Annotated in this window: 12 protein-coding genes and 1 tRNA gene; 8 read left to right on the forward strand and 5 right to left on the reverse strand. The window is 71.8% G+C overall.

Annotated features, from left to right (window positions below):
- The first annotated feature begins 26 nt into the window (after positions 1-26).
- From ACIBSV_RS18810 to ACIBSV_RS18820, 3 genes are read left to right on the forward strand one after another with little or no spacing between them, the layout of a single operon-like run.
- Positions 27-530: a MerR family transcriptional regulator gene (locus ACIBSV_RS18810; RefSeq protein ID WP_395864311.1), complete on the forward strand. Its 504-nt coding sequence runs from the start codon at positions 27-29 to the stop codon at positions 528-530.
- Positions 530-877 (forward strand): thioredoxin, encoded by a 348-nt coding sequence (gene trxA / locus ACIBSV_RS18815; RefSeq protein WP_395864313.1) that lies wholly within the window; start codon positions 530-532, stop codon positions 875-877. Before ACIBSV_RS18810 ends, trxA begins: the two co-directional genes overlap by 1 nt.
- Positions 878-886: 9 nt before the next feature.
- Positions 887-1,657, forward strand: a complete 771-nt coding sequence (locus tag ACIBSV_RS18820; RefSeq protein ID WP_395864315.1) for an S-adenosyl-l-methionine hydroxide adenosyltransferase family protein — start codon at positions 887-889, stop codon at positions 1,655-1,657.
- On the opposite strand, the gene ACIBSV_RS18825 is transcribed toward ACIBSV_RS18820, so the two are convergent.
- Both ACIBSV_RS18825 and ACIBSV_RS18830 read right to left on the reverse strand, forming a co-directional pair.
- Entirely contained in the window at positions 1,650-2,399 is a 750-nt protein-coding gene (locus ACIBSV_RS18825) for a CBM35 domain-containing protein (protein ID WP_395864317.1), read from the reverse strand. The genes ACIBSV_RS18820 and ACIBSV_RS18825 overlap by 8 nt on opposite strands.
- Before the next feature lie 457 nt (positions 2,400-2,856).
- On the reverse strand, positions 2,857-4,503 hold the full coding sequence (locus ACIBSV_RS18830; protein WP_395864319.1) for a diguanylate cyclase domain-containing protein: 1,647 nt from the start codon (positions 4,501-4,503) through the stop codon (positions 2,857-2,859).
- 468 nt (positions 4,504-4,971) lie between these two features.
- Here ACIBSV_RS18830 and ACIBSV_RS18835 point away from each other — a divergent pair, with 468 nt between their 5' ends.
- Positions 4,972-6,366 carry a class I adenylate-forming enzyme family protein gene (locus ACIBSV_RS18835; protein WP_395864321.1) on the forward strand — a complete coding sequence of 465 codons (1,395 nt, stop codon included), beginning with the start codon at positions 4,972-4,974 and terminating at the stop codon, positions 6,364-6,366.
- A 226-nt stretch (positions 6,367-6,592) separates the two neighbouring features.
- Positions 6,593-7,123: a flavin reductase family protein gene (locus tag ACIBSV_RS18840; RefSeq protein ID WP_395864323.1), complete on the forward strand. Its 531-nt coding sequence runs from the start codon at positions 6,593-6,595 to the stop codon at positions 7,121-7,123.
- Positions 7,124-7,144: 21 nt separating this feature from the next.
- On the opposite strand, the gene ACIBSV_RS18845 is transcribed toward ACIBSV_RS18840, so the two are convergent.
- Together ACIBSV_RS18845 and ACIBSV_RS18850 are read right to left on the reverse strand one after the other, a co-directional pair.
- Positions 7,145-8,020: an acyl-CoA thioesterase gene (locus ACIBSV_RS18845; RefSeq protein WP_395864325.1), complete on the reverse strand. Its 876-nt coding sequence runs from the start codon at positions 8,018-8,020 to the stop codon at positions 7,145-7,147.
- Between the two features lie 136 nt (positions 8,021-8,156).
- On the reverse strand, positions 8,157-8,420 hold the full coding sequence (locus ACIBSV_RS18850) for a GlsB/YeaQ/YmgE family stress response membrane protein (protein WP_395864327.1): 264 nt from the start codon (positions 8,418-8,420) through the stop codon (positions 8,157-8,159).
- A gap of 176 nt (positions 8,421-8,596) precedes the next feature.
- On the opposite strand from ACIBSV_RS18850, the gene ACIBSV_RS18855 reads away from it, so the two are divergent.
- Positions 8,597-8,670: transfer RNA gene (locus ACIBSV_RS18855), tRNA-Thr, on the forward strand.
- Positions 8,671-8,740: 70 nt separating this feature from the next.
- Here ACIBSV_RS18855 and ACIBSV_RS18860 read toward each other — a convergent pair.
- On the reverse strand, positions 8,741-9,772 hold the full coding sequence (locus ACIBSV_RS18860; RefSeq protein WP_395864329.1) for a LacI family DNA-binding transcriptional regulator: 1,032 nt from the start codon (positions 9,770-9,772) through the stop codon (positions 8,741-8,743).
- A 235-nt stretch (positions 9,773-10,007) separates the two neighbouring features.
- Between ACIBSV_RS18860 and ACIBSV_RS18865 the strand changes: the two genes are divergently transcribed.
- On the forward strand, positions 10,008-11,117 hold the full coding sequence (locus ACIBSV_RS18865; RefSeq protein ID WP_395864331.1) for an ABC transporter ATP-binding protein: 1,110 nt from the start codon (positions 10,008-10,010) through the stop codon (positions 11,115-11,117).
- Positions 11,118-11,508: 391 nt separating this feature from the next.
- A complete protein-coding gene (locus ACIBSV_RS18870) occupies positions 11,509-11,937 on the forward strand; it encodes a PPOX class F420-dependent oxidoreductase (protein WP_395864333.1) in 429 nt (142 codons plus the stop codon).
- The last annotated feature ends 109 nt before the right edge of the window (positions 11,938-12,046 follow it).

The raw sequence follows: 12,046 nt of genomic DNA on the forward strand, positions 1-12,046 counted from the left end.
CCACGTCAAGGTCTACCGTTTCGGACATGCGCATCGGAGAACTGGCGGAGCGCGCGGGGACCAGCACCCGAACCCTGCGCTACTACGAGCAACGCGGCCTGCTGTCGGCTCGGCGCAACAGCAGCGGGTACCGCGACTACGACGAGGACGACGCCCGACTGGTGCGCGAGATCCGCGCGCTCCTGCGCATCGGCTTCGACCTGGAGGAGACCCGTCCGTTCGTCGAGTGCCTGCGCGCCGGGCACGACGCGGGCGACGAGTGCCCCGCGTCGGTGGCGGTCTACCGCCGCAAACTCGCCGAACTCGACGCGTGCATCGACCGCATGCGGGGCATCCGGGCCCATCTGGCCGCCCAACTCGACCAGACCGAGCGCGCGCACGGCGCGATGGACGACGCCACGAACCCGTATGCCGCGAGCCGGTATGCCGACCGGGCACCGACGCCGGCCGCCTCGGCCGCCGCCGGCCTGCCCGACCCGCCGGAGCCCCGCTGCGCGCTGACCGCCGGCCCGCTCACCAAGGAGTCCTGATGACCACGAACGTGCACGACGCCACCGACGCCGACTTCGACACCGCCGTACTGGGCGCCGACCGCCCGACCCTGGTCGAGTTCACCGCCGACTGGTGCGGCCCGTGCCGGCAGATGGCCCCGGTGCTGGAGGAGATCGCGATCGAGGAACCGGGCCTGGCCGTGGCCAAGCTCGACGTCGACCGCAACCCGGGCACCGCGGCCCGCTACGGAGTGTTGTCCATGCCGACCTTCATGGTCTTCAGCGGCGGCGAACCGGTGCGGCAGTTCGTCGGCGCCCGGCCCAAGCGCCGGATCCTGGCCGAACTCGCCGACGTGCTCGGGCAGAACCCCGCCGCCGCTCGATAGATTCCGGGGATGGCCATCCCCCGCCGGATCACCTTCACCACCGACTACGGGCTCGCCGACGGCTTCGTGGCCGCCTGCCACGGCGTGATCGCCGGCATCGCGCCGGACGTACCCGTCGTGGACGTGAGCCACCTGGTGCCGCCCGGCGACGTGCGGCGCGGCGCGCTCGTGCTGGCGCAGACCCTGCCGTGGTTCCCGGCGGGCACCGTGCACATCGCGGTGGTCGACCCCGGCGTGGGCACCGCCCGCCGGGCGATCGTGCTGCGCGCCGGCGGGCACCTGCTGGTGGGACCGGACAACGGCCTGCTCCTGTGGGCCGCGCGCGAGCTGGGCGGTGTGCGGGAGATCCGCGAGATCGCCGATCCCGCGCTCACCCTGGCGAAGGTCTCCCGCACCTTCCACGGTCGCGATGTGTTCGCGCCGGTGGCCGCCCACCTCGCGCTGGGCACGCCGGTCGCCGAGGTGGGCCCGGTCGTGACCGACCCGGTCCGGCTGCCCGAGCCGATGCCCGGCGAGGTGCTCGCGGTGGACCACTTCGGCAATGTGCAACTCGCGTACGCGGTCTCCGACTTCGCCGGCGCCGACGCGCTGCGGATCGAGGTGGGCGGGCACACGTACCGGGTCCCGTTGCGGAGCACTTTCGGCGATGTGCCCTCGGGGGAACTCGTCGGCTACCAGGACTCCGCCGAACTGCTGGCGATCTCGGTCAACGGCGGCGACGCGGCCCGGCTGCTGGGCCTGCGGGCCGGCGACCGGGTCGGCGTTTCGCCCGCTACTTGAGGTTCGGCTGCTGGTTCTCGAACCAGACCTGGTCCAGCGCCGCCTTGCAACTGTCCGCGGGCGCGCACGCGAGGGAGACGTCGTTCGAGCCCTCGTTGAGCTGCACCATGTTCCAGGTGCCGGTGACGCTGGTCGACGTGCCGTAGTTCTTGAGCTTCACCTTGTTCGTGGTGTCCTTGCCGTTCACCAGGATCGACAGATTCTGTTCCTTGGAGCCCGCGTTGAGGAACTTCACGGCCAGGTAGTACGTGCCCTTCTTGGGCACCTCCACCTTCCAGGTGATGCTCGACCCCGAGGCCGACATGTCCAGCATGCCCTTGCCCGAGGAGTTGGCCACGCCGGGAACCTGGACCGCGCCACCGCCGGGCGAAGCCTCCTCCGCCTCCAGCACGGCGAACTTGCCGCCGGGTGCCGTCGACGGCGCGCTGGAGGGCGACGCGGTCTGCGACGGGGCCGCACTGCTCTGGCCGCCGCTGGGCGTGGTCGGCGACTTCGCCTTGTCGTCCTTGTCGTCGCCGCGGGTCATCAGCACGGCCGCGACCACCGCGACCACGAGCACGATCGCCACCGCCGCGCCGATCACCGCGCCGCGTCCGCCGCCCCCACTGCCGCCGCGCGGCGGCGGGGACTGCGGCGGGGGCTGCGCGCCGCCGTGTTCGTGCTGCGCCGGGATCGCCGCCTGGGGCTGCGTGTGTGCGGGCGGCGGGTAGCTCATCTGCCCGACCTGCACGTATTGCGGCATCATCCGATTGGCGGAAGAACCGTACGCACCGGTTGTCCCTGTCCCCTCGGCTGCTTCCTCACCCGGCGCCGGCCGATAGAGGTACCCGTACGGGTCTTCAGGTTCACCGTTGGTACCCGCCGTCATCGGGTAGTCCTCCCTACGTTCGCCAGGCCAAGCTTTGTCAATACCAGGCATCACACTAACGGGCGATGGGCGGGACAAGTGGCGTTGTCCGAGTGACGGGACTGTCACGAAAAGGCCCTACTGATGCGTATGGCGACCGGTCGCAGACCCGTTTCCGGTCCGTTCACGCCCGTGTCACCCGACCCGAGCCACCCATCGATTCGGTGACCGAATTCACCGGTGACGCCCAATACGTCCACCGCCATGGCGGTGGCCCGCGCCAGGGCCGGACCGCCGACCGCCGCCCACCCGAGCCGAGCCGGCCCGCACGGTGCCCGCGGCGACCCTGGGCCTAGCCCGCCCGGCGCTGGGCCCGGTCGCGACGGCGCTTGTTCGCGTACATGTGCTCGTCCGCGATCCGCAGCAGATCCTCGGGCTCGGCGGCCTCCTCCGCCCAGCCGATCCCGAAGCTCGCACCCTCCAGCGGCACCGCCAGGCCCTCGGCCGGGATCGGCACGGACAGCGCGCGACGCAGCCGCACCGCCATCTCCTCGGCCTCCTCGCGCCCGATTCCGTCCGCGAGAACCACGAACTCGTCGCCGCCGAGCCGGGCCACCGTGTCGCCCTCGCGCACGGCGGCGGTGAGCCGCTCGGCGACCGCCTTGAGCACCACGTCGCCGATGTGGTGGCCGAAATTGTCGTTGATGTGCTTGAACCCGTCCAGGTCGCAGAACAGCAGCGCGACGCCCCGGCGCTCGGCGGCGGGCGGTTCGTCCACGACCACCACCGCGCCCTCCGGAACGCTCAGGATCGCGCCGGCGGGCACCGCCCACTCGTCCGCGTACGGCTCGCGCACCTCGCCGACCGAGCCGACCGCCGCGACCGCCTCGTCCGGGTCGGCGGCGGGCATCCCGGGGTCGAGGCCGAACCGCGCGGCCAGCCTGGCGCGCAACTCGCGCCCGTTCGGCAGCCCGGTGAGCGGGTCGTGGCTGGCCTCGTGCACGAGCGCCTGTTCGCGCTGCTTGCGGTCCTCGATGTCCTCCACGTGGGTCAACCCGAACCGCAGGTCGCCGAGTCCGTCCGCGACCTGCGAGGTCCGCAACGAGACCCAGCGGTACGTACCGTCGCTGCGTGCCAGACGCAGCTCGGTACAACCCGCCACCGGGACCGTGCCCCCCAGGTGTCCGCCGAGCAGCGGGCGGTCCTCCGGATGCGCCAGGGCGCCGAGCCCGAGCCGCTTGAGCACCGGCGCCGGGTAGCCCAGCATCCGACACAACGCGTCGTTGGCGCGCAGCAGTTGGCCCTGCTCGTGCCCGCGCACCCCGGTCATCACCATGCCGCTGGGCGCGTACTCGAAGGCCTGCCGAAAGCTCTCCTCACTGGCCCGCAGCGCCAACTGCTCGCGCTCCAGTCGGGCCACCGCGCGCTGCATGTCGCTGCGCAGCCGCGCGTTGTCCACCGCGATCGCCGCCTGCGCGGCGAACATGCCGAGCACCTCGCGCCGCCACGGCGCGGGCCGCAGGCCGTCCACCGGCAGGTCCACCGACAACACGCCGACCAGGTCGCCCTCGGGCGTGTGCAGCGGCGCGAGCAACGCGTCTCGCGGATGCCAGGCCTCGGGGTGATCGCCGATCGGCAGGTCGGGTATCCAACTCGGGACGTCCCCCACGTCGGCCAGCCCCGAGCGGTGCCCGAGGAAGCGCAGCGGACCCCACGGCTCGGCGGCGGCCAGAATGCGATCCCAACCCTCGCGCGAGCCGATCTGGCCGGCCATCGCCTTGCGCAATTCGTCGTTGCCGGCCACCGCCGCGACCTCCAGGTCGCCGTCGGCGCGGACGAGATTGACCGCAGCGACCCCGAACCCGAGGCCCGAAACCACTCCGTCGACGACGGCTTGGAGGGTGTCCTTGAGGTCGCGCGTGGCGTTCAGGTCGGCGACGACGCGGTTCAAAAGGCGCAAAGTCGCCAACCGGACGTGGGTCTCCGTCTCGGCTGTCATGGGTCTCCCCCAGGGGTCGACGCCGGTGTCTTCTGAACAGATATCGTCCGTTTACCAGAGAAACTGAATCACAGCGGGCTTCGCATTGGCGACGTTCCGTCATCGATCCGACTGTCACTGTGAGCCACCTCACGCTTCATACCGTATCGAGTCGGACCGCCGAGCCGCCCCGGAATCGCGTCCTCCGCCGGCATCCACCGCGCATCGTACGAGGCGGGAGCCCATTTTCGGGAACCAACCCAGGGTTCGCCACGTCGACCTGACGACCAATCAGATTCCGTACAGGCCGTTCGCTATGCGTCAGCGAGCTGAGGCACAGTCGATCCGGAGCATGATCGCCAACCTCTCTTCCCAGCGGACGACGGAATCCCTACCGTACGTCCGTCAGGTCTTCGTACGATCTTGCGCGCGCGTCGCGGAGGCCGATACGGCGAACACATCGCGCGTCGAGCGACAGGGGTTGGGCCCATGACCGGTCTGGTCGTCGGGGAGGTCTTCGCCAACGCGGCCCGTGCCGCCGCGGACCGGGTCGCGATCGTGCTCGGCGAACGCTCGCTGAGCTTCGCCGAAGTCGACGCGGCGGCGGAACTCGGACTGCGCCGCCTGCTCGCGCTCGGCGTCGAGGCCGGCGACCGGGTCGGCTGCGGGCCGGTATCGACCGGACCGGGCATCGCGGCCGTACCGCTGTTCGCGGCGCTCGCCCGACTGGGCGCGGTGCTCGTACCCGCCGACCCCGCCCACCCGGACGCGTACGCGCCCGCCCTGGTCCTGGACTCGGCCGCGATGGCCGACGCGCTGATCGCCGACCTCGACGACGAGGACCCCGAGGACCTCCCGGAGCCGTCGGACATCGAGCCCGCCGAGACCGACCCGTGCCTGATCGCGCCGGCCGGACGCCGCGGCGCGCTGCTGTCGCACCGCGTCCTGGTGCTGCGCTCGCACCCGGGCGCGCTCGCCGAGTCGCGCGGGGCGCACGTGCTCGCGGCCGACCTCGACGACGCCCGGACCTGGACACTCGCACTCGCCCAGTGGCACGCCCGGGACACCCTGGTCCTGGTGCCCGGCGGCGATCCGACCGCGCTGCGCGCCGCGGTGCGTGAACACGCCGCGACCCGGCTCACCGCCGCGCCCGCCGTGTGGCGCGCGCTGGCCGAGACCGCGCCCGAGCGGCCCGCCGACGATGAGGCCCTGGCCACACTGCGGTTCGCCGACACCGAACCCACCGAGACCGCCGTGTTCGCGGAGATCGCCCGGATCGCGCCGAACGCGACCGTACGGGTGGTGCTCGACACGCCGGAGACCGGCCCGCTCACCGCGCTGTCCGGCCCGGACCTGTTCGCCCACCCGGGCGCCTGCGGGATCCCCGGCCCGCTGCAGTACGTCGCGCTCGACCCGGACGGCGAGATGTGCGTACGCGGCCCGCTGCTGTTCGACGGGTACGCCGACGACCCGGCGGCCACGGCCGAGATGCTCGCCGACGGCTGGTACCGCACCGGCGACCTGGCCGTGCTCGACGAGGCCGACGGCGTGCTGACGATGACCGGCCGCGCCGCCGAGTTGATCCGGATCGACGGCAAGGCGGTGGGCCCGGGCGAGGTGGAACGAGTCCTGAAGGACCACCCGGACGTCCGCGACATCGCGGTCATCGGCCTGCCGCACCCCACCGACGGCCGACTGCTGGGTGCCGTGGTGGTCGCCGAGGATCCCGCCCGGGTGCCGGGGCCCGCCACGCTGCGTGACGCCTGCGCCAAAGCCGGCCTGGCAGCGCACAAACATCCCGTCCGGTTCTTCCACGCCGACGAACTCCCGTCCGGACCCACCCGGCGCGAGGACCTGACCCGGGAGATCACTGCCAACCGGTGACCGGGGCGAGCCGTTGGGTCAAGCCGGGCCGGGCCGGATCGGACCGAGCCGTGTGGGGCCGACGCCGATACGACCGGGCGATCCGGGCAGGGGTCCGGGCCCGGGGCTCCAACCAAGGCGGCCCGTGCGCGTGCCGTCCGGCCGACGGGACCGAACGAGTCCGCCGACCCGCCCGCCCGGCGAGGCCGATCCCGGGTCGGGCGCTCGGCCCGCATACCCTGGAGCCGTGTCCGTGCCACCCCCGCAGCCCGTCGACGAAGCCGCCTTCAAGACCGCGATGTCCCGTTTCGCCTCCGGCGTGGTGCTGATCACCGCCGTCGAGGGCGACCCCGGCGACGGGGGTCCCGTGGACGACGTGGGGATGACCGCGACCGCGTTCGTGTCGGTGTCCCTGGACCCGCCGCTGGTGCTGATCAGCCTGCGCCGCGAGGCGCGCATGCGCGACGTGTTGGACGAACAGCCGTTGTGGGCGGTGTCGCTGCTGTCCCGAAGCCAAAGCCGGATCGCCGCCCGCTTCGCGATCCCGGGCCGGATCAGCGACCGGCTGATCTTCGCCGACATCCCGCACGATCGCGGCCCGGCCTCCGGCGCCGCGCTGGTCGGCGGCGCACTGGCCACCCTGGAATGCCGCACCCACCAGGTGGTCGAGGCGGGCGACCACATCCTGTACGTCGGCGAGGTGCTGACCACGGGACTGCCCGACCCGGAGGGCCCGCCGCTGCTGCACTTCCGCGGCGGGTACCGGAGCCTGGGCTGAGCCCCGGGCCGATCCGGGTGGTTACGGGCGCGGCCCCGGCCGCATCAGCCCGTCCGCCGTCACCGAGGCCACCAGACGTCCCGTTCGGGTGAACACCCGGATCCGCCCGTGCATGCGCCCGTCGCCCGCGTACTCGCTCGCGCACCGCAGCAGCAGCCACTCGTGCGCGGAGAAGCCCTCGTGGAAGGTGATGTTCTGGGCCAGCGCGACCGACATCGCCCGCCCGCCCCGCCGCTCGATCTCGGCCTGCGGATACGGCCGCAGCGCCACCGGGCCCAAAAAGCCCTCGGTCGACCAGGCCAGAATCGCCCGGGCCATCGTCGCGGTGTCCGCGACCCCGGTACACCGCGTCCACAGGTCCAGACCCGGCGGCCCGGCCAGGTCCGGGTGCAACGCGGCCGGCCCGCCCACCGTGCGCACCTCCCACGGCAACATCGACACCGGCAGCTCGGAGCAGTCCTCGGGCCCCACCACCTCGGCCGGCAACGGGTCCGCGTGTCGCACCAGTTCGGGCCCGACCACACCGAGCGTCACGAACGCCCGGTAGTGCTCGTGCCCGCCCTGCCGAAAGCCCACCTGGAGCATCGCCGCCGACCGGCCCTGATGCAGCCGCTCGACTCGCACCTCCACCGGCTCGGCCGGATCCCCCGCACGCGGGAACACTCCCTGGAGCGTCTGCACCGCCATGTGCGGAACCACCCGCTCGGCCGCCACCACGGTCTGCGCCAACACCTGCGCGCCGAGCGTGCGCGGTATCCGGGTCACGATGTTGCGCGCACGAAAGCCGACCACCGCGCCGGGCCCGCCCGAGTCCGCGGGGCCCACCGGCGTCAGGTCCAGCGCGTCCACCAAGTCGGCCGTCGCGATACTCGGCCACATCGACACTCCACCAGCCATGCGCGCATGATCGCAGCCCGCCGAACACGCACGACGCGGGGGCGGAGCCGATCGACTCCGCCCCCGCGGTGGGCCTCTCCCATCGTCGCCCGTGCGCCGGAATCGGCTGCGCGGGGGAAGCGGCCGTGCGACGGAATCAGCGCCTGGCACCCTTTCCGGTGAACTTCACCACCAGCGAGACCAGGAACACGGCGACCACGACGCTGATGATCCAGCGGATCCAGTCGATCCCCCTGGTGTCCTCGACACCCAGAGCCGCGGCGATGCCGTAGCCGATCAACGTGCCCACGATGCCGACCGCCATCGTGGCCAGGAAGCCGATCTTCTGGTCGCCGGGAAGGAAGAGTCGCCCCAACGCGCCGATGATGATGCCCGCGATGATCAGGGAAACGATCGTCATGGTTCCTCCAGCGGACCATCCGACAGCCGTACAAAGTACCGCCGACCCGGACGTTTCCGGGCAGGTGTCTCCTGTTCCCCACGATCACCGCGCGTTAACGCGAACACTCCCGTGCCACAAAGCCCTAAGGTGGTTGCGCCCGCCGGGTGGCCACGGTGCAAAATGGTCCGGTACACGCCCCGATAGCTCAGTTGGCCAGAGCACGCGCCTTGTAAGCGCGGGGTCGTCGGTTCGAACCCGACTCGGGGCTCGATGGGGCCGCAGGCTGCGGGGACGCGGCCGGCGGCCCTTTTTCGCGCCGCTATCCGCTTTTCGCGCCGCTATCCGCCCGGCCGAAGACGGCGGTCCGGAGCCGGTCCGGTCGAGCCGCGGACCACCAGTTCCGGCCGATAGATCAACTCGGTGCGCGGCGCCCGACCCCCGCCGATCTCGTCCAGCAGCGCGCGCACCGCCGCCGCGCCCATCGCCTGCACCGCTTGGCGCACCGTGGTCAGCGGCGGATCCGTGAACGCCACCAGCGGCGAGTCGTCGTAACCCACCACCGAGACGTCCTGCGGCACCCGCAACCCGCGCTCGCGCGCCGCGCGTACCGCGCCGAGCGCCATCAGGTCGCTGCCGCACACGATCGCCGTCGCACCCCGATCGAACAGCGCGCCCGCCGCCGCCTGGCCGCCCTCGACCGAGAACAGCGAGCGTTCGATCCAGCCGTCCGCGTCCTCGACGCCGAACCGCTCGGCGAGCCCGCGCCGGAAGCCGGCGATCTTGCGCGCGGTCGGCACGTAGCGCTCCGGCCCGACCGCGAGCCCGATCGCGGTGTGCCGCAGCGAGGCGAGGTGCCCTATCGCCAGTTCCACCGCGACCGCCTCGTCGCTGGAGATGAACGGCGCGTCCACCCCCGGTGCGAAGCCGTTCACGAACACCATCGGCAGACCGCGCTCGACCAGGCGCAGGTAGCGGGACAGGTCCGCGCCCGAGTCCGAGTGCAGGCTGGAGACGAACACGATCCCGGATACCCCGCGTTCCAGGAGCAGTTCGGTGTAGTCGTCCTCGGTGACCCCGCCCGGGGTCTGGGTACACAACACCGGCGTGTAGCCGTGGTGCGCCAGCGCCCGCTCGATGACCTGCGCGAACGCCGGGAAGATCGGGTTGTCCAACTCCGGGAGCAGCAGCCCCACCAGGCCCGCGCTGCGCCGCCGGAGGCGGGCGGGACGTTCGTAGCCGAGCACGTCGAGAGCGGTCAGGACGGCCCGCCGAGTGTCGTCCGCGACCCCGGGTTTGCTGTTCAGGACCCGACTCACGGTCGCCTCGCTGACCCCTGCCTGCGTTGCGATGTCCGCCAGTCGAGCCTTCATGCCCGCAGCCTAGTGACAGTTTCAGCAGGATTTCGCAGGGCCTTGCGGCCCGCGCAAAACATTTCGGACGATCGGGACTGCTGACAGATGCCGTGCGCCCCGGTACGGTGATCGCTAGTCCATTGTGAATGGACTAGACCACTTGCCCGGGGCGGCCCGGGCAGCCCAGCACCGGGTACCTCACCCTCCACTCGGATCGTCCGGCACGTTCCTGCCGGTGGAAGGACACATCACCATGGCCACGGTCAGCTACAAGCAGGCGACCTGTACCTACAAGGGCGCCGAGCGCCCGTCCGTGAACGCGCTGGACCTGGAGATCGCCGACGGCGAGTTCCTGGTCCTGGTCGGCCCCTCCGGTTGCGGCAAGTCCACCTCCCTGCGCATGCTCGCGGGTCTCGAGGAGGTCACCGGCGGCTCGATCCACATCGGCGACCGCGAGGTCACCAACCTGGAGCCCAAGGACCGCGACATCGCGATGGTGTTCCAGAACTACGCGCTGTACCCGCACATGACGGTCGCCGAGAACATGGGCTTCGCGCTCAAGATCGCCGGCGTCGACAAGAAGCAGATCCGCGCGAAGGTCGAAGAGGCCGCGAAGATCCTCGACCTCACCGAGTACCTCGACCGCAAGCCCAAGGCGCTCTCCGGCGGTCAGCGCCAGCGCGTCGCGATGGGCCGCGCGATCGTCCGCGAGCCGCAGGTCTTCCTGATGGACGAGCCGCTGTCCAACCTGGACGCCAAGCTGCGCGTGCAGACCCGTACCCAGATCGCCGGCCTCCAGCGCCGCCTGGGCATCACCACCGTGTACGTCACCCACGACCAGGTCGAGGCGATGACCATGGGCGACCGGGTCGCGGTGCTCAAGGACGGTCTGCTCCAGCAGGTCGACACCCCGCGCAACATGTACGACCGCCCGGCCAACGTGTTCGTGGCCGGCTTCATCGGCTCGCCCGCGATGAACCTGATCGAGGTCGACCTCGCCGAGGACGGCATCCGCTTCGGCGACGCGGTCGTCCCGGTCTCCCGCGAGGCGCGCGAGGCGGCCGTCGCCGAAGGCGCGAAGAAGGTGACCCTGGGCGTGCGCCCGGAGCACCTGAAGATCAACTCGGCCGAGGGGCTGTCCAAGGACAGCAAGGGCCTCGCGGTGTCGGTGGACGTGGTCGAGGAACTCGGCTCGGACGCCTTCGTCTACGGCTCGGTCACCATCGACGGCGAGACCAAGCCGCTGGTCGTGCGGGTGCCCGGGCGTGACGTGCCGGAGAAGGGCGGGGTCCTGCACGTGGTCCCGACCGTCGGCGAGACCCACCTGTTCTCGACCAAGAGCGGCGAGCGGCTGCACGACTGATTTGTTGGGCGACTTCGTCGCCGGCTCGCGAGGCACCACTTTTTTGCTCCCCCGCTTCGCTCCTCCGCAAAAAAGTGGTGCCTCGCTCGGGGCTTCGTGTCCCTCCGCTTCGCTCCGGGGCACGAAGCCCAAGCTTGCGGCTCCGCCGCTCTCCGCGCTTCGCGCGTCGATCGCCGGGGTGGGGTGGGTCGGGGGCGCTGACGCGCCGGGAGTCGGGCGTCGGTGGTGGGGCGTTGGGTGGGGGTGGTGGGCTTCGGGGTCGAAGCTTGTGGCTCCTCCGCGCTTTGCGCGTCGATCACGAGGGTTCACCTGTGTCGGGGGTTGTGGGGGATCGCTGGGAGCGTTGGCGGGGCTACCGGGATTCGGGGCGGCGAGCGGCGAGACTCGGGGTATGGAACGCATGACCGAGACTCAGTGGCGGGCCTTTCTGTTGGCAGGACCGCGTACCGGGAAGCTCGCCACCGTACGCCCCGATGGTCGGCCGCATGTGGCCCCGATCTGGTTCGATCTCGATGATCGTGGGGACACGGTCGAGCTTGTCTTCACCACGTTCGGGTCCTCGGTCAAGGGGCGCAACCTTGCCAACGATCCTCGGGTGAGCCTGTGCGTGGACGACGATCGGCCGCCGTACGCGTATGTCGTGGTCGAGGGCGAGGCGCGGATCTCGGCCGATCCGGCCGATCTGCGGGTCTGGCCGAGTCGGATCGCCGCGCGATACATGGGCGCGGACAAGGTGGTGGAGCGCGAGCCGGTCGACGGCGAACAGGTGATCCACGTGCACATCCACCACGTGGTGGCCGATCGGAACATCGCCGGCTGAGGACGACGCACACGACGTGCCGGGGGCCCCCCCCCACCCGGGGGCGGCCCCCCCCCCCCCCCCCCGGGCCGCGCCGCCCCCCCCCCCCCCCCCCCCCCCCCCCCGCACG

This window comes from Embleya sp. NPDC050154, from assembly GCF_044460165.1.
In the GTDB taxonomy this organism is placed as follows: Bacteria; Actinomycetota; Actinomycetes; order Streptomycetales; family Streptomycetaceae; genus Embleya.

Bases quoted from the DNA above. Each gene is read 5' to 3' on its own strand.
- ACIBSV_RS18810 (WP_395864311.1), top strand. From the start codon at position 27: ATGCGCATCGGAGAACTGGCGGAGCGCGCGGGGACCAGCACCCGAACC.
- trxA (WP_395864313.1), top strand. From the start codon at position 530: ATGACCACGAACGTGCACGACGCCACCGACGCCGACTTCGACACCGCC.
- ACIBSV_RS18820 (WP_395864315.1), top strand. From the start codon at position 887: ATGGCCATCCCCCGCCGGATCACCTTCACCACCGACTACGGGCTCGCC.
- ACIBSV_RS18825 (WP_395864317.1), bottom strand. From the start codon at position 2,399: ATGCCGCAATACGTGCAGGTCGGGCAGATGAGCTACCCGCCGCCCGCA.
- ACIBSV_RS18830 (WP_395864319.1), bottom strand. From the start codon at position 4,503: ATGACAGCCGAGACGGAGACCCACGTCCGGTTGGCGACTTTGCGCCTT.
- ACIBSV_RS18835 (WP_395864321.1), top strand. From the start codon at position 4,972: ATGACCGGTCTGGTCGTCGGGGAGGTCTTCGCCAACGCGGCCCGTGCC.
- ACIBSV_RS18845 (WP_395864325.1), bottom strand. From the start codon at position 8,020: ATGGCTGGTGGAGTGTCGATGTGGCCGAGTATCGCGACGGCCGACTTG.
- ACIBSV_RS18850 (WP_395864327.1), bottom strand. From the start codon at position 8,420: ATGACGATCGTTTCCCTGATCATCGCGGGCATCATCATCGGCGCGTTG.
- ACIBSV_RS18860 (WP_395864329.1), bottom strand. From the start codon at position 9,772: ATGAAGGCTCGACTGGCGGACATCGCAACGCAGGCAGGGGTCAGCGAG.
- ACIBSV_RS18865 (WP_395864331.1), top strand. From the start codon at position 10,008: ATGGCCACGGTCAGCTACAAGCAGGCGACCTGTACCTACAAGGGCGCC.
- ACIBSV_RS18870 (WP_395864333.1), top strand. From the start codon at position 11,509: ATGGAACGCATGACCGAGACTCAGTGGCGGGCCTTTCTGTTGGCAGGA.